This is a genomic window from Candidatus Symbiopectobacterium sp. (assembly GCF_020054415.1).
Classification (GTDB): Bacteria; Pseudomonadota; Gammaproteobacteria; order Enterobacterales; family Enterobacteriaceae; genus Symbiopectobacterium.
This window is the reverse complement of the sequence record NZ_JAHWCO010000034.1, coordinates 1-26598: the sequence shown is the minus strand read 5'-3', so window position 1 is coordinate 26598 and position 26598 is coordinate 1. Positions and strand designations below refer to the sequence as shown.

The window sequence follows — 26598 nt, the reverse complement described above, 5'->3', positions numbered from 1 at the left end:
GCTATCACCGGCGCTCAGTGGCTGAAACGGCCATGTTCCGGTTCAAAAGGCTTCTGGGTGGTCATCTAAGTCTGAGAGACTACGATGCTCAGGTGGGTAAAGCCATGGCCATGGTCAAAGCGCTTAACCGGATCACGCTATTAGGAATGCCGAACAGTATTCGCATCACGTAACAATCGACCCGTATGGGGCGCAGTCGTTACAAGTTTTGATTTATTCAACAAAGCCATTTATTCAACAAAGCCTATTCCACATCCAAAACCGGACATTTCACACTGCAATCAACATATTGAATACACGACCTCGGTATGGAGTGCGCAGCGGGCAAGCGCCGTGCTCGGGTGATGGAGGAGGAATACGGCGACGGTGACACAAGCGTTTTATGATTAATGGTAAATTTAAGTAAAAATGAGAAATTATTACTCTTTCTTTCTGATTGTTTATCCAGAAATGATTTTTCCTCAAATTTTCATGGCGTTAATCTCCCTTAATTTCCGTCTGTTATTCCATTTTATGCCATTCATGTCCGTGTTGAGGCAGAAATAATTCCAAAGTGCGTCCGCTCTGGCTTGACAAGGTTTTCATACCCTCCGTAAACTCATCAGTATGGGAATTTGTGGGATAAAGTGGTGAAAAGGGTCATGAAGGGGTAACTCGAGCATGTTTCGTGGGGCTACACTGATTAACCTCGACAGTAAAGGTCGGCTCGCCGTTCCTACCCGTTATCGGGAAACGCTGTCAGAGGCATCGCAAGGTCAGATGGTTTGCACCATTGACCTCCATCAGCCCTGTCTGCTGCTTTATCCCCTGCCTGAGTGGGAAATCATTGAACAAAAGTTGTCACGTCTGTCGAGCATGAATCCCGCTGAGCGCCGCGTGCAGCGGTTGCTATTGGGGCATGCCAGTGAGTGCCAGATGGACAATGCCGGGCGTCTGCTGATTGCCAGTACGCTACGGCAACATGCGAGCCTGACGAAAGAAGTGATGCTGGTCGGCCAGTTCAACAAGTTTGAACTGTGGGATGAGCAGGCCTGGTATCAACAGGTCAAGGACGATATTGACGCTGAGCAATCCTCTGACGCCCCGTTGTCCGAGAGATTGCAGGATTTATCACTGTAGTCGTTCTGAAAGAAATACATGCCGGAAAATTATAAACACACCACTGTGCTGTTGGATGAAGCGGTTAATGGCCTCAATATCCGCGCTGACGGCACATACATCGATGGCACGTTTGGCCGTGGTGGCCATTCGCGGCTGATCCTTTCCCGTCTCGGACCGGAAGGACGCCTTGTGGCTATCGATCGCGATCCTCAAGCTATAGCGGCAGCAGAGGCGATTCAAGATTCCCGTTTTTCTATTGTTCACGGACCTTTTTCCGCGCTGGCAAGTTACGTGGAGGCCCTAGGGTTAACCGGGCGTATTGACGGCGTGTTGCTCGATTTGGGCGTCTCTTCGCCGCAACTGGACGATCCTGAACGCGGTTTTTCCTTTATGCGCGACGGCCCGTTGGACATGCGTATGGACCCGACGCGCGGGCAGTCAGCGGTGCAATGGTTGCAAACGGCAGAAGTCGATGACATTGCCTGGGTGTTGAAAACCTTTGGCGAAGAGCGATTTTCCAAGCGGATTGCGCGCGCCATTGTGGAACGTAACAGCACAGAACCGATGACGCGCACAGGCGAGTTGGCTGCGCTGATTGCGGTGGCGAGCCCGATCAAAGAGCGGCATAAACACCCGGCAACCCGCAGTTTTCAGGCAATCCGTATCTATATCAACAGTGAGCTGGATGAGATCGAGCAGGCGCTGAACGGCGCGCTGACGGCACTCGCACCGCAGGGCCGCTTGTCGATCATCTGTTTTCATTCGCTGGAAGATCGTATTGTGAAGCGTTTTATGCGTCATAACAGCCGTGGGCCACAGGTGCCAGCCGGGATCCCGCTTACTGAAGCACAACTGCGGGCGCAAGGCGGTCAAACGCTGAAAACGGTAGGCAAGATGATGCCGCAGGAAGCCGAAGTGGCAGAAAACCCGAGAGCGCGTAGCTCTGTGTTACGTATCGCGGAACGGCTAGCGGAATGATAAGCAACGAGCGGCACAGCCTGGCAGGCATTATCGGCCAGGACATTCTTCGTCACGGAAAATTGCCACTGCTGCTGCTGATTGGTGCGTTGGTTTCTGCGGTGCTGGTGGTGACGACCGCGCACAAGACGCGCTTGCTGACCGCACAGCGCGAGCAGTTGTTGTTGGAGCGTGATGCGTTGGATATCGAATGGCGCAACCTGATTCTGGAAGAGAACGCCTTGGGCGAACACAGTCGGGTGGAGCATATCGCAACGGAAAAGCTGCACATGGGGCACGTGGACCCGGCGCAGGAAAATATCGTAGTCAAACAGTGAGTCTGGTTGAGCATGAGAACATAGGTACTCATTTGGCATGAAAGCAGCGCGCACAGGAAAGTTGAAACGACAGGAAGATAAGGCCAGCTTTGTAAGCTGGCGTTTTGCGTTGCTCTGTACAGGCATACTGTTGGCAATGGTGGGGCTGATGTTGCGCACCGCCTATTTGCAGGTGATCAACCCGGATCAACTGGTACGTGAAGGGGATATGCGCTCCCTGCGTGTGCAGGAGGTTCCCATTGCGCGCGGCATGATCAGCGATCGCGCCGGGCGTCCGTTGGCGGTCAGCGTGCCCGTTAACGCCATCTGGGCCGATCCCAAAGAGTTGAATGAACACGGCGGCGTGTCGCTCGACACCCGCTGGAAAGCGCTTTCTGATGCGCTGGATTTGCCGCTCGATCAGATGGCGGCGAAAATCAACGCTAACCCGAAAGGGCGCTTTGTCTATCTGGCGCGTCAGGTGAACCCCGCTATCGGTGAATATGTTCACAAACTCAAGCTGCCGGGCATTTATCTGCGCCAGGAGTCACGCCGTTACTATCCTGCTGGTCAGGTGACGTCTCACCTGATTGGTTTCACCAATATTGATGGACAGGGCATTGAGGGCGTTGAGAAAAGTTTCGATCATTGGCTGACCGGGCAACCGGGTGAGCGTACGGTGCGCAAAGACCGTTTTGGTCGCGTGATTGAAGATATCTCTTCCGTTGACAGTCAGGCTGCACACAACCTGATGTTGAGCATTGACGAGCGTCTGCAAGCATTGGTTTATCGCGAGCTGAACAACGCCGTGGCCTTCAATAATGCCGAATCTGGCACCGCCGTGCTGGTGGATGTCAGTACTGGTGAAGTGCTGGCGATGGCTAACAGCCCTTCCTACAATCCGAACAATCTAGCGGGCACCCCCTCCGATGTCATGCGTAACCGCGCTATTACCGACATTTTTGAACCGGGTTCGACGGTAAAACCGATGGTGGTGATGACGGCGCTGCAACGTAACGTTGTCAAAGAAAACAGCCTGCTCAATACCTTGCCCTATTACATCAACGGTCATGAGATCAAAGACGTTGCCCGCTACGCGGAACTGACTCTGACCGGAATACTACAGAAGTCGAGTAACGTCGGTGTTTCACGTCTGGCGTTAGCGATGCCCTCCTCAGCGCTGGTAGACACTTACTCGCGTTTTGGTTTGGGAAAAGCGACAAATTTGGGGTTGGTCGGAGAAAGCAGTGGCTTATACCCTCAAAAACAACGGTGGTCTGACATAGAGAGGGCCACCTTTTCTTTCGGCTATGGGTTGATGGTGACACCGCTGCAACTGGCGCGCGTTTACGCCACTATCGGTAGCTATGGTATCTATCGTCCGCTCTCCATTACCAAAGTCGATCCACCAGTGCCGGGGGAACGCATTTTCGCCGAGCCTATCGTGCGCACAGTGGTACATATGATGGAAAGTGTTGCTCTGCCCGGTGGTGGCGGAACCAAGGCTGCGATCAAGGGATACCGTGTTGCCATTAAAACCGGTACGGCAAAAAAAGTGGGACCGGACGGCAAATACATCAATAAATATATTGCCTACACCGCAGGCGTCGCTCCTGCCAGCAACCCGCGCTTTGCGCTGGTGGTGGTGATTAACGATCCTAAGGCGGGTAACTACTATGGTGGTGCGGTTTCTGCGCCGGTGTTCGGCGCCATCATGGGCGGCGTACTGCGCACCATGAACGTTGAGCCGGATGCGCTGCCCGTCGGCGATAAAAATGATTTTGTGATTAACCATAAAGAGGTTTCAGGTGGCAGATCGTAATCTGTGCGATTTACTGGCACCGTGGGTGCAGGATGTCCCACCGCGCCAACTGCGGGAAATGACGCTGGACAGCCGTGTTGCAGCGGCGGGCGATCTGTTTGTGGCCGTAGTTGGCCACAGCGTGGATGGGCGTCGCTATATTCCTCAGGCGATTGCGCAGGGGGTGGCGGCCGTGATCGCAGAGGCAGACGGTGAAGCTGCCGATGGCACGGTACGTGAAATGCACGGCGTTCCGGTTGTGTATCTGAGTAATTTGAACCAACGTTTGTCGGCGTTGGCGGGGCGTTTTTATCAGCAGCCTGCGGAAAAATTACGGCTGGTCGGTGTTACCGGCACCAACGGCAAAACCACAACCACACAGTTGCTGGCCCAATGGAGCCAACTGCTGGGCGATACCAGCGCCGTGATGGGCACCGTGGGTAATGGTCTGTTAGGGCGCGTAAATCCCACAGCGAACACCACGGGCTCGGCCGTCGATATACAGCACTTTCTGAATCAGTTAGTTGAACAAGGCGCTACTTTTTCTGCGATGGAAGTTTCCTCGCACGGCTTGGTACAACATCGTGTTGCAGCGTTGCCGTTTGCGGCGGCGGTTTTCACCAACCTGAGCCGCGACCATCTGGATTACCACGGTGATATGGAAAGCTATGAGGCTGCCAAGTGGTCTCTGTTCTCAGAACATAAAGTGGGTCAGGCGATCATTAATGCCGACGATGGGGTGGGGCGACGCTGGCTGGCGCAGTTGCCGGATGCCGTGGCGGTGACGCTGTACAATAATCTGGTGCCAGGCTGCCGTGGCCGCTGGCTGAAAGCCACCGCCGTCGATTATCACGACGAAGGCGCTTCAATTGCGTTTGACTCTAAATGGGGCAGCGGCCGCATAGAAAGTCGCCTTATGGGTGAATTTAACGTCAGCAATCTGCTAATGGCAATGGCAACGTTACTTTCCCTTGGCTACCCACTGGATAGATTACTGGAAACCGGCACACAATTGCAGCCGGTTTGCGGTCGCATGGAAGTGTTTAAAGCACCGGGTAAACCGACTGTGATTGTGGACTACGCCCACACTCCGGATGCGCTGGAGAAAGCGCTGGCGGCGGCGCGTCCGCATTGCTCCGGTCAACTGTGGTGCGTATTTGGTTGCGGCGGCGATCGTGACAAAGGTAAGCGCCCACTTATGGGGGCCATCGCGGAACAACTGGCCGATCGCGTTGTGGTGACGGACGATAACCCCAGGAGCGAAGAGCCGCAGGCTATCGTGAAAGACATTCTTGCAGGTTTGGTGGATGCCGGACGAGCACTGGCGGTGCATGGTCGCGCTGAAGCGGTGACCAGTGCCATTATGCAGGCCAACGTGGACGATATTGTGTTGATTGCAGGTAAAGGCCATGAAGATTATCAACTGGTGGGCAATCAGCGTCTCGATTATTCCGATCGCGTGACCGCCGCGCGTCTGCTGGGGGTTATCGCATGATTCGCGTGACGTTGCAGCAACTGGCCACGGCGTTAAATGCCACACTCCTGGGTGAGGATGTGGCGGTGGAAACAGTGTGCACCGATACCCGAGAATTGACGCCGGACTGCCTGTTTATCGCTCTACGCGGTGAAAAGTTTGATGCCCATGATTATGCCCATCATGCAGTACGCGGTGGTGCGGCGGCTCTGTTGGTCAGTAAGCACTTACCTATCGACATGCCACAACTGTTGGTGGGGGATACCCGTCTGGCATTGGGCGAACTGGGTGCCTGGATGCGTCGCCAATCTTCTGCGCGTGTGGTGGCACTGACCGGTTCTTCCGGCAAAACCTCCGTCAAGGAGATGACGGCAGCGATTTTGCGTCAGTGTGGTGACGTGCTTTACACCGACGGCAATTTCAATAATGACATTGGCGTGCCGTTAACGTTGCTGCGCCTCACCCTTGATCATCGCTTTGCGGTGATTGAGTTGGGAGCTAACCATATTGGTGAGATTGCCTATGCCACCAATCTGGTACGTCCGGATAGCGCGCTGGTGAATAATCTGGCAGCCGCACATCTGGAAGGGTTTGGATCGTTGGACGGCGTAGCGCGCGCCAAAGGGGAGATCTTTAACGGTTTGCCCACCAAGGGTACTGCGGTGATTAACGCCGACAGCAATGACCTGACGCGGTGGCACGACGTGCTGCGCGACAAAACAGTATGGCAATTTTCACCGCAGCAAGGTGAATACACAGACTACTACGCCAGCGATATTCGCAATGAATGTGGGGGCACCCTGTTTGAACTCCATACGCCGTTTGGTGCGCTGGAGGTCAACGTGCCGCTGCCGGGTCGACATAACGTGGCAAACGCGCTGGCGGCCACCGCATTGGCGATGTCCGTAGGTGCAGGGCTGCAGCATGTAAAAGACGGGCTGGCGCAGCTCAAGGCCGTGCCGGGGCGCTTGTTCCCCATCATGCTGGCGGCAAAAAAACTGCTGCTGGATGACAGCTACAACGCCAATGTGGGGTCGATGACTGCGGCGGTGCACACGCTGGCGGAGATGCCGGGCTACCGCGTACTGGTGGTGGGCGACATGGGTGAACTTGGTGAGGATGCCGAGGCGTGTCATCAGAAGGTGGGCGAAGTGGCGCGTGACGCAGGCATTGATACGGTGTTGAGCATTGGCACCTTAAGTCAGGCCATCAGCCTCACCAGTGAACGTGGTGAACATTTTTCCGATCGGGCCGCATTGATCGCGCGTTTGCAAACGTTGCTGTCGGCGCATGGCACGATCAGCATTTTGGTTAAAGGCTCCCTGAGTTCTGCGATGGAGCATGTGGTACACGCATTACAGGAGAATGCAGCATGTTAGTGTGGCTGGCCGAACATCTGGTCAAGTTTTATTCCGGCTTTAACGTCTTCTCGTATTTGACGTTTCGCGCAATTGTCAGCCTGCTGACCGCGTTAGTGATCTCCTTGTGGATGGGACCGCATCTGATCGCCTGGCTGCAAAAATTGCAGATCGGGCAAGTGGTGCGCAATGAAGGGCCTGAGTCTCATTTCAGCAAACGCGGCACACCAACCATGGGCGGTGTCATGATTCTGGCAGCGATCATCGTTTCGGTACTGCTGTGGTCCAATTTGTCCAACCCCTATGTGTGGTGTGTGCTGCTGGTGCTGCTGGGCTACGGTATCGTCGGTTTTGTCGATGATTACCGCAAAGTGGTACGCAAAGACACCAACGGGTTGATCGCGCGCTGGAAATATTTCTGGCAATCGCTGATTGCGCTGGCGGTGGCGTTTGCCCTGTATGCCATTGGCAAAGGCACACCGGCCACGCAGTTAGTGGTACCGTTCTTTAAAGATGTGATGCCGCAACTGGGCCTGCTCTACATTTTGCTGACCTACTTTGTCATCGTCGGCACCAGTAACGCGATCAACCTCACTGACGGATTGGATGGTTTGGCGATTATGCCGACCGTGTTTGTTGCCGCTGGTTTTGCGCTGGTGGCGTGGGCGACGGGCAACATGAATTTTGCCGGTTACCTGCATATCCCTTATGTCCGCCACGCCAGTGAACTGGTGATCGTCTGTACGGCGATCGTCGGCGCGGGCCTGGGTTTCCTGTGGTTTAACACCTATCCTGCGCAGGTATTTATGGGCGATGTCGGCTCACTGGCGCTCGGTGGCGCGTTGGGCACCATTGCCGTCCTGCTGCGTCAGGAATTCTTGCTGGTGATTATGGGCGGGGTGTTCGTGGTTGAAACCCTGTCGGTGATCCTTCAGGTCGGTTCATTCAAGCTACGCGGGCAGCGTATCTTCCGCATGGCACCGATTCACCATCACTATGAACTTAAAGGGTGGCCAGAGCCGCGCGTGATTGTGCGTTTTTGGATTATTTCGCTGATGCTGGTGCTGATAGGCCTGGCAACGCTTAAGGTACGGTAACACTATGATGGACTATCAGGGTAAAAACGTTGTCATTATTGGCCTAGGGATAACCGGGCTTTCCTGCGTTGATTTCTTCCTGACGCGCGGTGTGACGCCGCGCGTGGTGGATACCCGTGTTAGTCCGCCTGGTTTGGATAAGTTGCCTGCCGAGGTTGATCGCCACCTTGTTTCGTTAAATGAAGAGTGGCTGTTAGCGGCTGACCTGATCGTCGCCAGCCCCGGTATTGCACTGGCAACACCCGCGCTGGCCGATGCCGCCGCCGCAGGCGTAGAGATTGTGTGCGATATCGAGTTGTTCTGCCGTGAAGCGCAGGCACCGATTGTGGCGATTACTGGCTCCAACGGTAAAAGTACGGTCACTACGCTGGTCGGCGAAATGGCTAAGGAAGCCGGTTGGGTGGTCGGTGTCGGCGGAAATATTGGCCTGCCGGCGCTGACGCTGCTGAAACAGCCGTGCCAACTGTATGTTCTGGAGCTGTCGAGCTTCCAATTGGAAACCACGTCCAGCCTGTGCGCCGCCGCTGCCAGTATTCTCAACGTTACGGAAGATCATACCAACCGCTATCCATTTGGTATCCAACAGTATCGTGCTGCCAAGTTACGTATCTATGACCATGCGCAGGTGTGTGTGGTGAATGCTGATGACGCGCTAACTATGCCGATTAAAGGCGCTGACGCGCGCTGCATCAGCTTTGGCGTGGACGTGGGCGACTATCACCTCAACACCCAGCAGGGCGAAACCTGGCTACGTGTGAAAGGCGAGCGCGTTTTGAATACCAAAGAGATTTCCTTGGTGGGGCAACATAACCACACCAACGCGCTGGCGGCGCTGGCATTGGCGGATGCGGTGGGAATTCCTCGTACGCCCGCGTTAACGGCACTCACCACCTTTACCGGTTTGCCGCACCGTTTCCAGTGCATGTTGCAGCGTAACGGCGTGCGCTGGATTAACGATTCCAAAGCAACCAACGTTGGTAGCACTGAAGCGGCGCTGAACGGATTACACGTTAAAGGCACACTGCACTTGCTGTTAGGCGGCGACGGTAAATCAGCCGATTTTTCGCCGCTGCTGCGTTATGTTCAGGGTGACAATATTCGCCTGTATTGCTTCGGGCGTGATGGCGCCCAACTGGCGGCGTTGCGGCCAGAGATAGCAGAGCAAACCGAGACGATGGAGCAAACTCTGCGCGTTATTGCCACGCGCGTCGAACCGGGCGATCTGGTACTGCTGTCTCCGGCGTGTGCCAGCCTCGATCAGTTCAAAAGCTTCGAACAGCGCGGCGATGAGTTCGCCCGATTGGCGGAGGAACTTGGCTGATGCGTTTTATTGGGCTGCCAGTGATTGAACGACTGAAAGTCTGGGTCATGGGGACGCGGGAAAGCGATGTGCAGAGCATCGTGATGTATGACCGCACCCTGCTCTGGCTGATGTTCGTGCTGGCCGTCATCGGGTTCGTAATGGTGACCTCGGCATCCATGCCTGTGGGGCAGCGCTTGACCAGCGACCCGTTCTTTTTTGCCAAGCGTGACGCGTTTTACCTTGGTCTGGCATTTGCGTTGGCGTTGATCACCATGCGCGTGCCGATGGAAGTCTGGCAGCGTTACAGTCCGATATTACTGCTGCTCACACTGGTGATGCTCCTAGTGGTGCTGGTGGTCGGCAGTTCGGTAAATGGTGCTTCACGCTGGATCGCGCTAGGGCCACTGCGTGTGCAGCCTGCGGAGTTGTCGAAGCTGGCGCTGTTTTGCTACCTCTCCAGCTACATGGTGCGCAAGGTAGAGGAAGTTCGTAACAACTTCTGGGGCTTTTGCAAACCGATGGGCGTGATGGTGGTGCTGGCCGTTCTACTGCTGGCGCAGCCCGATCTGGGAACGGTGGTTGTGCTGTTTATCACCACGCTGGCGATGTTGTTTTTGGCTGGTGCCAAGCTGTGGCAGTTTCTCGCCATCATTGGCTGCGGCATGTTTGCCTTCGGTTTGCTGATTGTGGCGGAACCCTACCGTATGCGCCGCGTGACGTCGTTTTGGAATCCGTGGGAAGATCCGTTTGGCAGTGGCTACCAGTTAACCCAGTCGCTGATGGCATTTGGCCGCGGCGAGCTGTGGGGACAAGGATTAGGAAACTCGGTGCAGAAACTGGAGTATTTACCGGAAGCGCACACCGACTTTATTTTTTCCATTTTAGGCGAAGAGCTCGGCTATATCGGTGTGGTTTTGGCGTTGTTAATGATATTCTTCGTCGCTTTTCGGGCCATGTCTATCGGCAAGCGCGCGTTGGAGATCGATCAGCGATTTTCCGGCTTTTTGGCATGTTCTATCGGCATCTGGTTTAGTTTCCAAACGCTGGTAAACGTAGGCGCTGCTGCTGGAATGTTACCCACCAAAGGGCTGACGCTGCCGTTAATCAGTTACGGTGGCTCGAGTTTGGTCATCATGTCGACCGCCATTGTGTTGCTGTTGCGGATCGATTTTGAGACGCGCCTGACCAAGGCGCAGGCGTTCACGAGGAGTGCAAAATGAATGGCGAAGGTAAGCGCTTGATGGTGATGGCAGGTGGCACCGGAGGACATGTCTTCCCAGGGCTGGCGGTCGCACATCATTTGATGTCGCAGGGTTGGCAGGTTCGTTGGCTGGGAACTGCAGATCGCATGGAAGCCGATTTGGTGCCAAAAAACGGCATTGATATTGATTTTATTCGTATTTCCGGTTTGCGCGGCAAAGGTATTACGGCGCAACTGTGTGCACCATTGCGGATTTATCGCGCGGTGCGTCAGGCGCAAGCGATCATGAAACGCTATCAACCGGACGTGGTGCTGGGCATGGGCGGCTATGTGTCTGGACCGGGCGGCCTCGCTGCGTGGTTATGCGGTATCCCGGTGGTGCTGCATGAGCAAAACGGCATTGCGGGATTAACCAACCGCTGGCTATCGCGCATTGCGCGTAAGGTATTACAGGCTTTTCCCGGTGCGTTTCCCAACGCTGACGTGGTGGGTAACCCGGTTCGTACCGATGTGCTGGCGTTGCCTACACCCGATGAACGTTTGGCCGGGCGTGAAGGCCCGATCTGTGTGCTGGTGGTGGGCGGAAGCCAAGGTGCTCGGGTGCTAAACAGCACGTTGCCGGACGTGGCCGCGCGACTGGGTGCTAACGTCACTGTCTGGCACCAGACGGGCAAAGGCGCGTTGTCTGAGGTACAGCAGGCTTATGCAGCAGCAGGTGTGCCGCAGCATAAAGTCACCGAATTTATTGATGACATGGCGCAAGCCTACAGTTGGGCCGACGTGGTGGTGTGCCGCTCTGGTGCGCTTACCGTCAGTGAAATTGCCGCCGCCGGTTTGCCTGCGCTGTTTGTGCCCTTTCAGCATAAAGATCGGCAGCAATATTGGAATGCGCTGCCGCTGGAACAGGCAGGTGCGGCCAAAATTATTGAGCAGTCTGCACTGAGTGTTGATGCAGTAAGCGATGTGCTGTCCGGTTGGGATCGTGCCACGTTGCGCGATATGGCACAGCGTGCCCGTTCCGTGGCAATGCTGGATGCCACTGAACGCGTGTCTGCCGAAGTGGCCGCTGCCGCGCAGTAAGGTGCGGCTGACAGAATAGAATGTATGGGGGCAGGTCGTCTCCCCATGACAACTGAATGAAGTACAAGTGAAAAGGTAGCGGTAGAAAAAGTGAATACACAGCAATTGGCAAAACTGCGTTCCATCGTGCCCGAAATGCATTGCGTGCGGCACATCCATTTTGTCGGCATCGGTGGTGCTGGCATGGGCGGTATTGCCGAAGTGTTAGCGAACGAAGGATACCACATCAGCGGCTCTGACCTGGCACCGAACGCGGTGACGCAGCAGTTGGCGGCGCTGGGGGCGCAGATCTATTTTCATCATCGCCCTGAGAACGTGAAAGATGCCAGCGTTGTGGTGGTATCCAGCGCCATCAGCGCAGATAATCCGGAAATCGTTGCGGCCCACGAGGCGCGTATTCCGGTGATCCGTCGCGCCGAAATGCTGGCCGAATTAATGCGTTTTCGCCACGGTATCGCGATTGCCGGAACTCACGGCAAAACCACGACCACCGCGATGGTCGCCAGTATTTATGCCGAGGCTGGTCTGGATCCGACCTTTGTCAACGGTGGGTTGGTGAAAGCTGCGGGTGTGCATGCGCTCCTGGGCTCCAGCCGTTACCTGATTGCGGAAGCGGACGAAAGCGATGCGTCCTTCCTGCATCTGCAACCGATGGTGGCGATTGTCACCAATATCGAAGCAGATCATATGGATACCTATCAGGGCGATTTTGAAAATTTAAAGCAGACGTTCATCAACTTTTTGCACAATCTTCCGTTTTATGGCCGTGCGGTGATGTGCGTGGACGATGCTGTGATCCGTGAATTGCTGCCGCGCGTAGGGCGTCATATCACCACCTACGGTTTTAGCGACGACGCCGATGTGCGCGTGGCGGATTACCATCAGTCCGGTGCGCAGGGGCACTTTACGCTGGCGCGTCAGGGTAAGCCGCTGTTGCGGGTTACGCTGAATGCACCGGGCCGCCATAACGCGTTGAACGCGGCAGCAGCGGTTGCCGTGGCGACGGAAGAGGGCATTGATGACGCGGCAATTTTGCGCGCACTGTCCAGTTTTCAGGGAACCGGGCGTCGTTTCGATTTTCTGGGCGAATTCCCGCTGGATGCGGTAAATGGCAGCGCAGGCAGTGTGATGTTGGTGGATGACTACGGCCACCATCCGACAGAAGTGGATGCGACGATCAAAGCCGCTCGTGCCGGTTGGCCGGATAAACGCGTGGTGATGGTGTTTCAGCCGCACCGCTACACGCGTACGCGCGATCTGTATGACGATTTTGCACACGTGTTGTCGCAAGTGGATGTGTTGCTGATACTGGATGTGTACTCGGCGGGAGAAAGCCCCATTCCTGGTGCTGATAGTCGCTCGCTGTGCCGTACCATTCGTGGACGCGGCAAGGTCGATCCGATTCTGGTTACCGATCCTGATATGCTTGCCACGTTGTTGGCGCCGACGTTACACGATGGCGATCTGGTGCTGATTCAAGGCGCGGGCAATGTGGGTAAGCTGGCGCGTAAACTGGTGGATACCCGCTTACAACCTCTGGTTACGGAGTGAGTATGGCGGAAAAAGTGGCAGTGCTGCTGGGAGGGACATCGGCGGAGCGTGATGTGTCACTGCGTTCCGGTCAGGCGGTGGTTGCCGGACTAAAAGAGTCTGGTGTTAATGCAGAAGCCGTTGACCCGCGCGATTTTCCGGTCACTCGCCTGAAAGAGGCAGGGTTTGACAAAGCGTTTATCGCCCTGCACGGTCGCGGCGGTGAAGACGGCACGCTGCAAGGGGTATTGGAGTTTTTGCAGTTGCCTTACACCGGCAGCGGGGTGATGGCGTCGGCGCTGACCATGGACAAGTGGCGCACCAAGTTGGTGTGGCAGTCGTTGGGATTACCGATCGCCCCTTATGTCGCGTTGACGCGGGCACAGTATAACGCGTTAACGTCCGAGCAGTTGCAGTCAGCCTGCGCGCACCTCGGGTTGCAGCTGATCGTGAAACCGAGCCGTGAGGGTTCCAGCGTCGGTATGAGTAAAGTGACGCAGCAAGAGGAACTGGTGACGGCGCTGGACACCGCGTTTCAGCATGACGACGATGTGCTGGTTGAGAAGTGGCTGAGTGGGCCGGAGTACACGGTGGCGCTGTTAGGCGAGACGATTCTGCCATCGATTCGTATTCAGGCGGCGGGCGCGTTTTACGATTATGACGCGAAGTACCTCTCTGACGAGACGCAGTATTTTTGTCCCAGTGGGCTGCTGGCTGAGCAGGAGCAGGCCATCGGTGTACTAGCACAAGCGGCCTTTGCGGCATTGGGGTGTCGCGGCTGGGGACGCGTTGACCTGATGCTGGACGCGGACGGAGCGTTTTACCTGTTGGAGGTGAATACTTCGCCCGGTATGACGGATCACAGCCTAGTGCCGATGGCTGCTAGGCAGTACGGGATGAGCTTCTCGCAGCTCGTCGCGCAGATCCTGGCCTCGGCTGTTTGATATGTCGCAGGCGGCGCGGAATTTGCGCGGACGCGACGAAGAGCCAAAAGGCGGGCGCCGCAGTAACGGTGGGCAGTTGGCTGGATTGTTGTTCCTGCTGGTGGTGCTGGGCACCATCCTGTGGTGCGGCTGGATGGTGTTGCAGTGGATGAAGGATGCCAGTCGGTTACCGCTTTCTCGTTTGGTGGTTACCGGTGAGCGGCACTACACCACCCATGATGATATTCGCCAGGCGATATTGTCGCTGGGCGCGCCGGGCACCTTTATGACCCAGGATGTGGATGTTATCCAGCAGCAGATCGAACGTCTGCCGTGGATCAAACAGGCTAGTGTGCGTAAGCAGTGGCCTGACGAATTAAAGATTCATCTTGTTGAATATGTGCCCGTAGCGCGGTGGAATGACCAACTGATGGTGGATGCAGAAGGAAATTCCTTCAGCGTGCCCGCCAAACGGGTCGGTAATCGCAAAATGCCGTTGCTGTACGGGCCCGAAGGCAGTGAAAACGATGTGCTGGAAGGCTACCGCACCATGAGTCAGGTGTTGGCGAGCAGTAAGCTGACATTAAAAATGGTGGCGATGAGTACACGGCATTCGTGGCAGTTGGTGCTGGAAGATGACATCCGTCTGGAATTGGGGCGTGATGAACGGGCCCGGCGTTTGGAACGTTTTCTTGAGCTTTACCCGCTGTTGCAGCGGCAGGCTCAGAACGACAATAAACGTGTCAGCTACGTGGACTTACGTTACGACACCGGTGCAGCGGTAGGATGGGCACCGCCTCTGCTGGATCAGCAGCAGGGAAATGCTCAGCGAAAAGACGTTGATCAAAAACAGAACGGTAATCAGCAACAGAATCAGGCGCAGGCTAAACAACAATGATCAAGTCGACGGACAGAAAACTGGTAGTTGGGCTGGAAATCGGTACAGCAAAAGTGGCTGCACTGGTAGGGGAAGTTCTGCCCGATGGCATGGTCAATATCATCGGCGTGGGCAGTTGTCCGTCACGCGGGATGGATAAAGGCGGCGTTAACGATTTGGAGTCCGTTGTAAAATGTGTACAGCGGACCATCGACCAGGCAGAACTGATGGCGGATTGTCAAATTTCTTCCGTCTATCTGGCGCTGTCGGGCAAGCACATCAGTTGCCAGAATGAAATCGGTATCGTGCCGATTTCGGAAGAAGAAGTGACGCAGGATGACGTCGAGAGCGTGGTGCACACGGCGAAATCTGTGCGCGTGCGCGATGAACATCGTATTTTGCATGTGATTCCGCAAGAGTACGCCATTGATTACCAGGAGGGGATCAAGAACCCGATTGGGCTTTCGGGCGTGCGCATGCAGGCAAAGGTGCATTTGATCACCTGCCATAACGATATGGCGAAAAACATTGTCAAAGCCGTAGAGCGCTGCGGTTTGAAAGTGGATCAACTGATTTTTGCCGGCCTGGCTTCCAGCTACGCCGTGCTGACAGAAGATGAGCGCGAGTTGGGTGTTTGCGTGGTGGATATCGGTGGTGGCACCATGGATATCGCGGTCTATACCGGCGGTGCGCTGCGTCACACCAAAGTGATCCCTTACGCGGGCAATGTGGTGACCAGCGACATCGCTTATGCATTTGGCACGCCGCCCACGGATGCGGAAGCGATCAAGGTACGCCACGGTTGTGCATTAGGCGCGATTGTCAGCAAAGACGAAAATCTGGAAGTACCGAGCGTTGGTGGTCGGCCGCCACGCAGTCTGCAACGACAGACGCTGGCTGAAGTGATTGAACCGCGTTACACCGAATTGCTCAATTTGGTGAACGATGAAATTTTGCAATTGCAGGAGCAACTACGTCAGCAGGGCGTGAAGCACCATTTGGCCGCCGGCATTGTGCTGACAGGCGGTGCCGCTCAGATCGACGGGCTGGTTGATTGCGCCAAGCGCGTATTCCACACGCAGGTGCGTATTGGCCAGCCACTGAATATAACAGGCTTAACGGATTATGCGCAGGAGCCCTTCTACTCAACGGCGGTCGGGCTGCTGCATTACGGCAAAGAGTCTCACCTGTGCGGTGAGCACGAAGTAGAAAAACGTGGCTCAGTGGGCAATTTGTTTAAACGCATCAGTAGCTGGCTGAGAAAGGAATTTTAATGTTTATCAGAGACCGTGTGGCACACTTGACGGTCTCGCGGTACAGGCACAAAACGGAGAGAAATTATGTTTGAACCAATGGAGTTAACCAACGATGCGGTGATTAAAGTCATCGGCGTCGGCGGTGGCGGCGGTAACGCCGTCGAACATATGGTGCGTGAGCGCATCGAAGGTGTCGAATTCTTCGCAGTGAATACCGATGCGCAGGCACTGCGCAAGACTGCGGTGGGTCAGACTATTCAGATTGGTAGCGGCATCACCAAAGGGCTGGGCGCAGGTGCCAACCCTGAAGTGGGTCGTAACTCGGCGGAAGAAGACCGTGAAGCGCTGCGCGCTGCGCTTGATGGCGCGGACATGGTGTTCATCGCTGCCGGCATGGGCGGCGGTACCGGCACCGGTGCAGCCCCCGTGGTGGCTGAAGTGGCAAAGGATCTCGGTATCCTGACGGTTGCGGTTGTGACCAAGCCCTTCAACTTCGAAGGCAAAAAACGCATGGCGTTTGCCGAGCAGGGGATTGCTGAGCTGTCCAAACATGTGGATTCGCTGATCACCATCCCTAACGACAAACTGCTGAAAGTGCTGGGTCGTGGTATTTCTTTGCTGGATGCGTTCGGTGCAGCGAACGATGTACTGAAAGGCGCTGTCCAAGGTATTGCCGAACTGATTACCCGTCCGGGCCTGATGAACGTGGACTTTGCGGACGTGCGCACCGTGATGTCAGAGATGGGTTATGCCATGATGGGGTCTGGCGTGGCGCGCGGTGAAGACCGTGCCGAAGAAGCGGCTGAAATGGCGATTTCCAGCCCGCTGCTGGAAGATATCGACCTGTCTGGCGCGCGCGGCGTGTTGGTCAACATCACGGCGGGCTTTGACCTGCGTCTGGATGAGTTCGAAACCGTGGGTAACACCATTCGTGCGTTCGCCTCTGACAATGCCACCGTGGTGATTGGTACCTCATTGGATCCGGACATGAACGATGAACTGCGCGTCACCGTGGTGGCGACCGGTATCGGCATGGACAAGCGTCCGGAAATTACGTTGTTGACCAACAAACAAGCCAGCCAACCGGTTATGGATCACCGTTATCAGCAGCACGGTATGACGCCGCTGACGCAGGAGAAACCGGCAGCCAAGGTGGTTAATGACCAAACGGTACAAACTAACAAAGAGCCTGACTATTTGGATATTCCCGCATTTTTGCGCAAACAAGCGGACTAACCTCCGCTTTGTGATTGGAATCTCCGCTCTTTGTGCTAAACTGTCCCACCGAACTTGGTGTAAGCTAGGACGGTTGGTTCAGTAACATTGCGAGATAATACGATGATCAAACAACGTACATTAAAGCGTATCGTACAGGCGACGGGCGTCGGTTTGCATACCGGCAAGAAAGTCACGCTGACGATGCGACCTGCACCGGCGAATACCGGGGTCATCTATCGCCGCACTGACTTGAATCCACCGGTTGATTTTCCGGCTGATGCCAAATCCGTGCGTGATACCGTGCTCTGTACTTGCCTGGTAAACGAGCATGACGTGCGTATTTCAACGGTGGAACACCTGAACGCCGCCTTGGCGGGGTTGGGTATCGATAACATCGTGATTGATGTTGATGCCCCGGAAATTCCAATCATGGATGGCAGTGCCAGCCCGTTCGTTTACCTGCTGCTTGATGCCGGTATTGAAGAGCTGAACTGTGCCAAAAAGTTTGTTCGCATCAAACAGCATGTGCGGGTTGAAGACGGTGATAAATGGGCAGAACTGACCCCGTATAACGGTTTCAGCCTTGATTTCACTATCTATTTTAACCACCCAGCCATTGATGCAGGTTCACAGCGCTATTGCCTGGATTTCTCAGCCGATGCGTTTATTCGCCAGATCAGCCGTGCGCGTACTTTCGGCTTTACGCGTGATATCGAATACCTGCAATCCCGCGGCCTGTGCCTGGGCGGCAGTATGGATTGCGCTATCGTGGTAGACGATTATCGTGTGCTGAACGAAGATGGCCTGCGTTTTGAAGACGAGTTTGTGCGTCACAAAATGCTGGATGCTATCGGCGACCTGTTCATGTGTGGTTATAACATCATTGGTGCGTTCTCTGCGTTCAAATCTGGTCACGCGCTCAACAACAAATTGTTGCAGGCGGTGTTGGCTAAGCAGGAGGCGTGGGAATACGTCACCTTTGAAAACGAGCGCGAAGTGCCATTGGCGTTCAAAGCGCCTTCTACGGTGCTGGCGTAACCGACATCTGGCGTTAGTGTCGTCGTTCAGGCGAATGTGACAGGTTATTTCTTCTGCTGTTGGCTGGTTTTACTCGTACCCTCTCCGGCGAGTGAAGCCAGCTTTTCTAATATTTTACTCAATTTTTTCGGACTGTGGCTGGCTAAATGTCGGAGCGTCTCGGCACTTTGTTCGCTCAGTTGACGGGGCGGCGTATCTGAATTTTTGTTTTCTGCGCTCAAATTATCCTTTCCCAATACCGTTTCATCCCCTTTTGCGGCCAGCGCGGGATTAATCCTGATGTCGATCGATGCCAATGATGGTAATATCTGAGCGCGCAATGCTGAGAGTAGCGAGGGTTGCTCATAACGTAACCGCATTAACCAGCTTGCATTGGCAGTTTCCAGAATCAGGTGGCCTTGTCGATAATTCGCGACGCGACACCACGGGTGCAGTTGAGGATGCAGTATGCCTTTCACGGCCCGATTAAGTTTTAACAAGGCGATAGCGCGCTGTTGGACATCGTGCAAGGGGCCTTTATTCCCCCCTGACACGCTATCGAACAGGGACGCCAGTGATTGGGGGCGGCTATCACGCATAGGCATCAGGCTCCGGTGGGCAAATAAACTCGTCATGGGTATTCTAAATCGTTGGCGACAATTTGGCAGACGTTATTTTTGGCCACATCTCCTGTTGGGGATGGTTGCGGCCAGCCTTGGTCTGCCGACCAGCCTTAACGAAACCAACGAGCATGCTTCTGCGTCAAACGCGACGGCCAGTATCAGTCGCCAGAATCCCGTTGCTTTCAGCCTGACCGAACTGGCCAGTTTGAAAGAGGTGCATCGCCGCACGTCATTTGGTATCGATTATTGGCATCAACATGCCATTCGCACGGTTATTCGCCATCTCTCGTTTGCGTTGACGGTGCCTCAGGCACACGCATTGCCGGAGGCAGAGGCGGCGTTGAGTGCTAACCCGCTGGTGATTCTGGATACGCTCAATGCGCTATTGACGTTGCCGGAAACCCCCTCGGCGTTACACCCTTTGCCGCGTGGCACCCTAGTTTTTGCCGCTTCTCCTCACCGTACCGGGCTGTGGTTGTCTCAAGTCCGTGGCATCCGTGCTGGGCCATCACGCTCTGCCTGACACGCAGTTTCACTCGCGTTTTCCTGGCGTATAACGATGAACATGGACAATGTCACTGTTCTGAATACAAACGCGAATACCGCTTCTTCTCGCCGATCTCCGGATTGCGATGAAAGGAATTATGAGTAGCTATCGTATCGTCGCTGAAACAGCGGCCTACGTGAGAATAAAATCATTATGTTAACCAGTATTATGACTAAAGTTTTTGGCAGCCGTAACGATCGTACGCTGCGCCGTATGCGTAAAGTGGTTGATGTGATCAACCGAATGGAACCGGCCATCGAAGCGCTGTCGGATGATGAACTGAAGGCAAAAACCGCTGAATTCCGCGCGCGTCTTGAAAAAGGGGAAACCCTTGAAGCGTTACTGCCTGAGGCGTTCGCGGTGGTGCGTGAAGCCAGTAAGCGTGTGTTTGGTATGCGCCATTTTGACGTCCAGTTGATGGGCGGCATGGTACTGAACGAACGCTGCATCGCAGAAATGCGTACCGGTGAAGGTAAGACTCTGACCGCAACGTTGCCTGCCTACCTCAATGCCCTGACCGGCCGTGGCGTGCACGTGGTGACAGTGAACGACTACCTGGCACAGCGTGACGCCGAGAATAACCGCCCGCTGTTTGAATACCTAGGCTTGACGGTTGGCATCAACCTGCCGGGCATGCCTGCACCAGCCAAACGTGAAGCCTATTCGGCCGATATCACTTACGGTACCAACAACGAGTACGGTTTTGACTATCTGCGCGACAACATGGCATTCAGCCCCGAAGAGCGCGTGCAGCGTAAGCTTTATTATGCGTTGGTGGATGAAGTGGACTCCATCCTGATTGATGAAGCGCGTACCCCGCTGATCATTTCCGGTCCTGCGGAAGATAGCTCCGATCTCTATATCCGCGTCAATAAGATCATTCCGCACCTGATTCGTCAGGAAAAAGAAGACTCCGATACCTTCCGCGGTGAAGGGCACTTCTCGGTGGATGAAAAAGCGCGTCAGGTTAACCTGACCGAACGCGGTCTGGTACTGGTGGAGGAACTGCTGGTAAAACAAGGCATCATGGATGATGGGGAGTCGCTGTATTCTCCAACCAATATCATGCTGATGCACCATGTTACCGCAGCGCTGCGCGCCCATGTGCTGTTCACCCGTGATGTTGACTACATCGTAAAAGACGGCGAAGTGATCATCGTGGATGAGCACACCGGTCGTACCATGCAGGGGCGTCGCTGGTCCGATGGTTTGCACCAAGCGGTGGAAACCAAAGAGAACGTGAAGATCCAGAACGAAAACCAGACGCTGGCATCGATCACCTTCCAGAACTACTTCCGCCTGTACGAAAAGCTGGCTGGGATGACCGGTACGGCCGATACCGAAGCGTTCGAATTCAGCTCCATTTATAAGCTCGATACCATTGTGGTACCGACCAACCGCCCGATGATCCGTAAAGATTTACCCGATCTGGTCTACATGACTGAACAGGAAAAGATCGACGCGATCATCGAAGATATTAAAGAGCGTAGCGTGAAGGGCCAGCCGGTGCTGGTGGGGACTATCTCCATCGAAAAATCGGAAGTGGTGTCAGAAGCGCTGACCAAAGCAGGCATCAAGCACAACGTCCTGAACGCCAAATTACACGCCAAGGAAGCGGATATCGTTGCGCAGGCCGGTCAGGCAAGTGCAGTGACCATCGCCACCAACATGGCGGGCCGTGGTACCGATATCGTGCTGGGCGGTAGCTTGCAGGCCGATTTGGCGCTGCTGGACGATCCGGATAAGGCCGCGATTGCCGAAGCTAAAGCCGCATGGCAAGTACGTCACGATGCGGTATTGGCAGCTGGTGGTTTGCATATTATCGGTACGGAACGTCATGAATCACGCCGTATCGATAACCAGTTGCGTGGCCGTTCTGGTCGTCAGGGGGATGCGGGTTCCTCCCGTTTTTACCTGTCGATGGAAGATGCGCTGATGCGTATTTTTGCTTCCGATCGCGTCTCCAACATGATGCGTAAACTGGGAATGAAACCGGGTGAAGCCATTGAGCACCCGTGGGTGACTAAAGCGATCGCTAACGCCCAGCGCAAAGTGGAAAGCCGCAACTTTGATATTCGTAAGCAGTTGCTGGAATATGATGACGTTGCTAACGATCAGCGTCGTGCCATTTACACCCAGCGTAACGAATTGCTGGACGTGGTGGATATCAGCGAAACCATCAACAGCATCCGTGAAGATGTGTTTAAACTGGCTATTGATAACCACATCCCGCCGCAGTCGCTGGAAGAGCAGTGGGATATAGAAGGGCTGGAGCAGCGCCTGAAAAACGATTTCGACCTCGATTTGCCGATTTCAGCCTGGTTGGATGAAGAGCATACGCTGCATGAAGAAACCCTGCGTGAGCGTATCCTGCAACAGGCCATCGATCTCTATCAGCGTAAAGAAGAAGTGGTCGGTATCGATGTGATGCGCAACTTCGAGAAGGGCGTGATGCTGCAAACGCTGGATTCTCTGTGGAAAGAGCATCTGGCGGCGATGGATTATCTGCGTCAGGGTATCCACCTGCGCGGTTATGCGCAGAAAGATCCGAAGCAGGAATACAAGCGCGAATCCTTCTCGATGTTTGCCAACATGCTGGAGTCCTTGAAATATGAAGTGATCAGCACGCTGAGCAAGGTGCAGGTCAGAATGCCGGAAGAAGTTGAAGCGCTGGAGCAACAGCGTCGTAAAGAGGCGGAGCGTCTGGCGCGTCAGCAACAGCTGAGCCACCAGAGCGACGATCAGGTCAGCGCGGCGGCAGCGGCTGCCGGGCAGGGCGATCGCAAGATTGGTCGTAACGATCCGTGCCCGTGCGGCTCTGGTAAAAAGTACAAGCAGTGCCATGGCCGTTTGCAGCACTAATGCCTCGCTCACTGTGATATAACGAAGAGGCGGTCAATGACCTCCTTTTATTTGGCTGGGTTCTGAAGGAGTAAGTCGTGCGTAAACACCTGAACGTTGCGGTAGGCATTATTCGTAATGCGCAACGCGAGTTTTTTATCGCCCGTCGCCCTCAGGGCGTACACATGGGAGGAATGTGGGAGTTTCCTGGCGGAAAAGTGGAGCCGGGCGAAACCGCGGAACAGGCGCTGATTCGTGAACTGAGTGAAGAAGCGGGGATTGAAGCGCTGGCACCGATAGCGCTGAACAGCAAAACCGTGGAAACCGATGAGCGCATCATTACGCTGCACTTCTTTATGGTTGAACGCTGGCAGGGTGAACCCTATGGGCGTGAAGGGCAGCCTTCTCGCTGGCTGGATGCCGCGTCGCTGCTGGAGGATGAATTTCCTCCCGCCAACGCCGAGATGATCCGCTGGCTGAAGGAAACGCATTGCTAAATCGGTGCGACAACCCCCGCTGATTAATCGTCAGGCGTTAATGGCGAGGTTCTTCGCTCCATTCGTCGCTGTCCGAAATATCTTCATTGCTCGGGATGCGCTTTTCTTCATCTGCCCATTCCCCGAGGTCGATAAGCTGGCAGCGTTTGCTGCAAAAGGGGCGATAAGGGCTATTTTCTCCCCACTCCACCGACTTTTTACAGGTAGGGCAGCTAACAGTGAAGGTTTCGTTATCCATGCTTTTTTCCTACAACAATATCGGTTAACAACAGGCTAATACAAAGGACAGACGCGCAGGAACCTGACCATTTTCGCTGTCTAATGGCAAGAAGCGAATCGCAAAACGTGATTTATGGCCTGATACCTGAGGGTAAAGCTGATGCTCGATAGCCAATTGCAAACGAATCAGGTCGGCATCTACCGCGTTATCTTGAAAGAATCCGTTCAAACTGGTTTGTGCCCGAAAAGTACCCGAGTGGCGAATCAGCTCCAGCACTTGGTCGAGTGAGTTTTTTAGCGGTGACAGAGAGTGTAGCCAGGTATCGATCACTTGTTGCTTCTGCGCCTGCGGCTGATGCAGCCACAGATGCAGGGTTGGCACATCAAAACTGCAACAACCGCCCGGAATGCTCAGGCGCTGCCGTACCATGCCAATTAACTTGTCTTCGCGCAAGAATTGCCCCATGCGTGGGGCAGACATCAGCACGGCCGCGAGTTGCTTCAAACGCTGGCGTAGTGCATGGATACGGTCATGATCGACGCCGGGTACATCGCTCCATTGCAGTAGCTTTTGTTGCTGACGCTCTAGCTCTTTGAGGAGTTCAGTACGAATGTCTCCGCGTTCTAGCACGTCGAGCAAATCGACCACGGCACGGAAGAAGGCAAGCGCACTGCCCATATCTGCCCAACTGTGATTTTCATGCAACTGTTGTAGCAGCGTTTCCAAACGTAGCCAGGTACGCGTCTTTTCATTGAGTGGGTATTCAAACAACACGGTGGAAAGGGCATCGCTCATTGTTACTTGTCCTGTCGGTCGTTGTCGGCGACAAGGGCGAGGTAGCGTTGATGTAACGCGGCGACCTGCTCCATCCACGCCCCGGGTCGACCGTTGTTATCAATAATGTCATCCGCGCAGGCCAACCGCTGTTCACGCGTTGCCTGTGCCGCGAGTATGTTCTCAGCCTGCTGGCGATTTACCTTGTCGCGAGCAAGCAGGCGTTCTAATTGCGTGTCTCTTTCCACATCAACGACCGCCACGCGCTGTGCCAGTGATTGCAGCCCATTCTCCACCAACAGCGGCACTACCCACAGAACATAGGGGACTTTTGCCTGCTGCCATTGTCGCCGTGTTTCTGCATGAATCAAGGGGTGCAATAAGGCATTTAGCCACGTTTTATCCTCTGTTGAGGAAAAGATGCGCTGGCGGAGCATGGCACGATTCAAGGTGCCATCGCTATTCAACATATCGTTACCAAAATGCGCCTGAATAGCAGATAACGCTGGCGCACCGGGCTCTACCACCTGACGTGCGATGACATCGGCATCGACAACCGGGATCCCGAAGGTGGCGAAGGCATCGGCGACCGAACTTTTGCCGCTGCCGATGCCACCTGTTAAGGCTACGATATAGGTCATAACGCCTTGCGTGAAAATGAGCAGGTAAATTTATGGGATTCTAGCCCAAATAAAGGGAAAATCGCAGTCTTGTTGTTGCATTATTACTGCGTATGATGAGGTAACTGGGAATGGCCTTCTCCCTTTGTACGTTACGTGGCCGCATTGCTGGCATACTCGCTGCTATAACCAGGAAGATAACCGTCATGCGTATTGAAGAAGATCTGAAGCTCGGTTTCAAAGATGTCCTTATTCGCCCCAAGCGTTCTACCTTGAAAAGTCGTTCTGATGTTGAATTGGAACGCCAATTCACCTTCCTTCATGCTCAGAGCACCTGGTCTGGTGTACCGGTGATTGCAGCCAATATGGATACCGTAGGCACCTTTCGCATGGCGCGTGCGCTGGCGGAATTTGACGTGCTGACAGCGGTACATAAGCACTACAGCGTTGAGCAGTGGGCGCAGTTCATCAACGACGCGCCTGAAACGGTATTACGCCATGTGATGGTGTCCACCGGTACCTCGGAGGCGGATTTCGTTAAGGTGAAACAGATCTTGGCGCTGTCGGCTGAACTCAAATTTATCTGCATCGACGTTGCCAACGGCTATTCCGAGCACTTCGTTAATTTCCTGCAAAAAGCGCGTGAAGCCTGGCCGGATAAGGTCATTTGCGCTGGGAACGTCGTGACGGGCGAAATGGTGGAAGAGCTGATTCTATCTGGTGCGGATATCGTCAAGGTGGGGATCGGACCGGGTTCAGTGTGTACCACGCGAGTGAAAACCGGTGTGGGTTATCCGCAACTCTCTGCTGTGATTGAATGTGCCGATGCCGCACACGGCTTGGGCGGACAGATCGTCAGTGACGGTGGCTGCTCGATACCGGGTGACGTTGCGAAAGCCTTTGGCGGCGGTGCAGATTTTGTGATGCTCGGTGGCATGCTTGCGGGCCACGATGAATGTGAAGGCCGGGTGGTGGAAGAGAATGGCGAGAAATTGATGCTGTTCTATGGCATGAGTTCTGCCTCTGCGATGGAGCGCCATTCCGGCGGTGTCGCAGAGTATCGCGCCGCAGAAGGGAAAACGGTCAAACTGCCGTTGCGCGGTCCGGTTGATAATACCGTACGTGATATTCTGGGCGGTTTGCGTTCGGCATGCACCTACGTTGGCGCTTCTCGCCTGAAAGAGCTCACCAAGCGCACCACGTTTATTCGTGTGGCAGAGCAGGAAAACCGCATCTATAACGGCAACGCATAGCGCCAGCACGCACGGTGCAGACTGCACGAAGATGGCGAAGCGATTACGCATTCGCCATCAGATTCCCGAATTGGAAGATGGGCAGGTACATGGCAATCACCAGCGTACCAATTATGCCTACAACCAGCACGATCAGCAGTGGCTCCAGCGTGTGGGTTAGCGTTTCAGCGCGCTGTGCTGTCTGCTGTTGGTGCCATTGCGCTAACTGGCTAAACACGTTGTCCAGCGCGCCGGTTTCTTCTCCTACGCGAATCAGTTGTGCACAAGGGGGGGAATAACCTGTTGTAAGGTGTCATTGCCTGTTGCAGCGAGTCTCCCTGCTCTATATTCCGCAGAATCGGGATTAGCGCTTCCTGATAGGCAACATAGGGAAGGGTGGAGGCGGCTGTCAGGCCGGCAGGCAGTGTCAGCACAGCGCGTTGCGTCAAGGCGAGCAGAGTGAAAAGATAGCTCAATGCCTCTCCTCGTATCAGTGTGCCAAGTAGCGTGATCTTCAGCAAAAAACGCTCTTCCTGCCGTCGTAGGGCTATGGAGCGGGCGCGGTGCATATTCGCATGCGATCGATCATCCGAGAACCTAACTTTTTTATCGTGTTAGCGTGTTTCTTCTGCGCTTTCCACTACCGGGCTATTTTTCCTTAATGATTCTCCCTTAAGCTCCAGTCTGTGGGCGTTGTGGATCAGCCGATCCAGGAAGGCATCGGCCGCCGTAGG

The 26598-nt window shown here is 54.8% G+C and carries 27 protein-coding genes and 1 pseudogene; 21 read left to right on the top strand and 7 right to left on the bottom strand.

Annotated elements, in window-relative coordinates:
- From QZ506_RS01265 to lpxC, 17 genes and pseudogenes are all read left to right on the top strand, one after another.
- A pseudogene (locus QZ506_RS01265) lies at positions 1-173 on the top strand (IS5/IS1182 family transposase); the annotation flags it as partial.
- A 487-nt stretch (positions 174-660) separates the two neighbouring features.
- On the top strand, positions 661-1119 hold the full coding sequence (gene mraZ, locus QZ506_RS01260; RefSeq protein ID WP_291968489.1) for a division/cell wall cluster transcriptional repressor MraZ: 459 nt from the start codon (positions 661-663) through the stop codon (positions 1117-1119).
- 18 nt (positions 1120-1137) lie between these two features.
- Positions 1138-2079 carry a 16S rRNA (cytosine(1402)-N(4))-methyltransferase RsmH gene (gene rsmH, locus QZ506_RS01255; RefSeq protein ID WP_291968487.1) on the top strand — a complete coding sequence of 314 codons (942 nt, stop codon included), beginning with the start codon at positions 1138-1140 and terminating at the stop codon, positions 2077-2079.
- Positions 2076-2396, top strand: coding sequence for a cell division protein FtsL (gene ftsL / locus QZ506_RS01250; RefSeq protein ID WP_291968485.1), 321 nt, complete (start codon positions 2076-2078; stop codon positions 2394-2396). The genes rsmH and ftsL overlap by 4 nt, the downstream gene beginning before the upstream one ends.
- 37 nt (positions 2397-2433) lie before the next feature.
- On the top strand, positions 2434-4197 hold the full coding sequence (locus QZ506_RS01245; RefSeq protein ID WP_291968483.1) for a peptidoglycan glycosyltransferase FtsI: 1764 nt from the start codon (positions 2434-2436) through the stop codon (positions 4195-4197).
- Entirely contained in the window at positions 4184-5671 is a 1488-nt protein-coding gene (gene murE, locus QZ506_RS01240) for a UDP-N-acetylmuramoyl-L-alanyl-D-glutamate--2,6-diaminopimelate ligase (protein ID WP_291968481.1), read from the top strand. Before QZ506_RS01245 ends, murE begins: the two co-directional genes overlap by 14 nt.
- Positions 5668-7029, top strand: a complete 1362-nt coding sequence (murF, locus tag QZ506_RS01235) for a UDP-N-acetylmuramoyl-tripeptide--D-alanyl-D-alanine ligase (protein ID WP_291968479.1) — start codon at positions 5668-5670, stop codon at positions 7027-7029. Before murE ends, murF begins: the two co-directional genes overlap by 4 nt.
- The gene (mraY, locus tag QZ506_RS01230) at positions 7023-8105 is read left to right on the top strand and encodes a phospho-N-acetylmuramoyl-pentapeptide-transferase (RefSeq protein ID WP_291968477.1); all 1083 of its coding nucleotides are present in this window, start codon (positions 7023-7025) and stop codon (positions 8103-8105) included. Before murF ends, mraY begins: the two co-directional genes overlap by 7 nt.
- A 4-nt stretch (positions 8106-8109) precedes the next feature.
- Positions 8110-9426, top strand: coding sequence for a UDP-N-acetylmuramoyl-L-alanine--D-glutamate ligase (gene murD, locus QZ506_RS01225; RefSeq protein ID WP_291968475.1), 1317 nt, complete (start codon positions 8110-8112; stop codon positions 9424-9426).
- On the top strand, positions 9426-10628 hold the full coding sequence (ftsW, locus tag QZ506_RS01220) for a cell division protein FtsW (RefSeq protein WP_291968474.1): 1203 nt from the start codon (positions 9426-9428) through the stop codon (positions 10626-10628). Before murD ends, ftsW begins: the two co-directional genes overlap by 1 nt.
- The gene (murG, locus tag QZ506_RS01215; RefSeq protein WP_291968471.1) at positions 10625-11689 is read left to right on the top strand and encodes an undecaprenyldiphospho-muramoylpentapeptide beta-N-acetylglucosaminyltransferase; all 1065 of its coding nucleotides are present in this window, start codon (positions 10625-10627) and stop codon (positions 11687-11689) included. The genes ftsW and murG overlap by 4 nt, the downstream gene beginning before the upstream one ends.
- 90 nt (positions 11690-11779) lie before the next feature.
- The gene (gene murC, locus QZ506_RS01210) at positions 11780-13240 is read left to right on the top strand and encodes a UDP-N-acetylmuramate--L-alanine ligase (protein WP_291968469.1); all 1461 of its coding nucleotides are present in this window, start codon (positions 11780-11782) and stop codon (positions 13238-13240) included.
- 2 nt (positions 13241-13242) lie between these two features.
- The gene (locus QZ506_RS01205; protein ID WP_291968467.1) at positions 13243-14163 is read left to right on the top strand and encodes a D-alanine--D-alanine ligase; all 921 of its coding nucleotides are present in this window, start codon (positions 13243-13245) and stop codon (positions 14161-14163) included.
- Position 14164: 1 nt separating this feature from the next.
- Positions 14165-15040: a cell division protein FtsQ gene (gene ftsQ / locus QZ506_RS01200; RefSeq protein ID WP_291968465.1), complete on the top strand. Its 876-nt coding sequence runs from the start codon at positions 14165-14167 to the stop codon at positions 15038-15040.
- Positions 15037-16293, top strand: coding sequence for a cell division protein FtsA (gene ftsA, locus QZ506_RS01195; protein WP_291968463.1), 1257 nt, complete (start codon positions 15037-15039; stop codon positions 16291-16293). The genes ftsQ and ftsA overlap by 4 nt, the downstream gene beginning before the upstream one ends.
- Before the next feature lie 66 nt (positions 16294-16359).
- Positions 16360-17511, top strand: a complete 1152-nt coding sequence (ftsZ, locus tag QZ506_RS01190) for a cell division protein FtsZ (protein WP_291968461.1) — start codon at positions 16360-16362, stop codon at positions 17509-17511.
- 102 nt (positions 17512-17613) lie between these two features.
- Positions 17614-18531, top strand: a complete 918-nt coding sequence (gene lpxC / locus QZ506_RS01185; RefSeq protein WP_291968459.1) for a UDP-3-O-acyl-N-acetylglucosamine deacetylase — start codon at positions 17614-17616, stop codon at positions 18529-18531.
- Between the two features lie 44 nt (positions 18532-18575).
- On the opposite strand, the gene QZ506_RS01180 is transcribed toward lpxC, so the two are convergent.
- Positions 18576-19109 carry a DUF721 domain-containing protein gene (locus QZ506_RS01180; protein ID WP_291968494.1) on the bottom strand — a complete coding sequence of 178 codons (534 nt, stop codon included), beginning with the start codon at positions 19107-19109 and terminating at the stop codon, positions 18576-18578.
- A gap of 34 nt (positions 19110-19143) precedes the next feature.
- Here QZ506_RS01180 and secM point away from each other — a divergent pair, with 34 nt between their 5' ends.
- The 3 genes from secM (at position 19144) to mutT (ending at position 23018) form a co-directional block, all read left to right on the top strand.
- A complete protein-coding gene (gene secM, locus QZ506_RS01175; protein ID WP_291968457.1) occupies positions 19144-19656 on the top strand; it encodes a secA translation cis-regulator SecM in 513 nt (170 codons plus the stop codon).
- A gap of 177 nt (positions 19657-19833) precedes the next feature.
- The gene (secA, locus tag QZ506_RS01170; RefSeq protein ID WP_291968455.1) at positions 19834-22542 is read left to right on the top strand and encodes a preprotein translocase subunit SecA; all 2709 of its coding nucleotides are present in this window, start codon (positions 19834-19836) and stop codon (positions 22540-22542) included.
- 77 nt (positions 22543-22619) lie between these two features.
- Positions 22620-23018, top strand: coding sequence for an 8-oxo-dGTP diphosphatase MutT (gene mutT / locus QZ506_RS01165; RefSeq protein WP_291968453.1), 399 nt, complete (start codon positions 22620-22622; stop codon positions 23016-23018).
- 37 nt (positions 23019-23055) lie between these two features.
- Here mutT and yacG read toward each other — a convergent pair whose 3' ends face one another.
- The 3 genes from yacG to coaE are packed head-to-tail and all read right to left on the bottom strand — an operon-like array spanning position 23056 to position 24653.
- Entirely contained in the window at positions 23056-23256 is a 201-nt protein-coding gene (gene yacG, locus QZ506_RS01160) for a DNA gyrase inhibitor YacG (protein ID WP_264623695.1), read from the bottom strand.
- A 24-nt stretch (positions 23257-23280) separates the two neighbouring features.
- The gene (gene zapD / locus QZ506_RS01155) at positions 23281-24033 is read right to left on the bottom strand and encodes a cell division protein ZapD (RefSeq protein ID WP_291968448.1); all 753 of its coding nucleotides are present in this window, start codon (positions 24031-24033) and stop codon (positions 23281-23283) included.
- Positions 24034-24035: 2 nt separating this feature from the next.
- Positions 24036-24653: a dephospho-CoA kinase gene (gene coaE, locus QZ506_RS01150; RefSeq protein ID WP_291968446.1), complete on the bottom strand. Its 618-nt coding sequence runs from the start codon at positions 24651-24653 to the stop codon at positions 24036-24038.
- A gap of 185 nt (positions 24654-24838) precedes the next feature.
- Between coaE and QZ506_RS01145 the strand changes: the two genes are divergently transcribed.
- Positions 24839-25885, top strand: coding sequence for a GMP reductase (locus QZ506_RS01145; protein WP_291968444.1), 1047 nt, complete (start codon positions 24839-24841; stop codon positions 25883-25885).
- Between the two features lie 43 nt (positions 25886-25928).
- On the opposite strand, the gene QZ506_RS01140 is transcribed toward QZ506_RS01145, so the two are convergent.
- From QZ506_RS01140 to QZ506_RS01130, 3 genes are all read right to left on the bottom strand, one after another.
- Positions 25929-26102 (bottom strand): type II secretion system F family protein, encoded by a 174-nt coding sequence (locus tag QZ506_RS01140; protein ID WP_291968442.1) that lies wholly within the window; start codon positions 26100-26102, stop codon positions 25929-25931.
- A complete protein-coding gene (locus QZ506_RS01135; protein WP_291968440.1) occupies positions 26095-26340 on the bottom strand; it encodes a hypothetical protein in 246 nt (81 codons plus the stop codon). Before QZ506_RS01135 ends, QZ506_RS01140 begins: the two co-directional genes overlap by 8 nt.
- 138 nt (positions 26341-26478) lie before the next feature.
- The coding region (locus QZ506_RS01130) for an ATP-binding protein (protein WP_291968491.1) at positions 26479-26598 on the bottom strand (120 nt) is incomplete at its 5' end.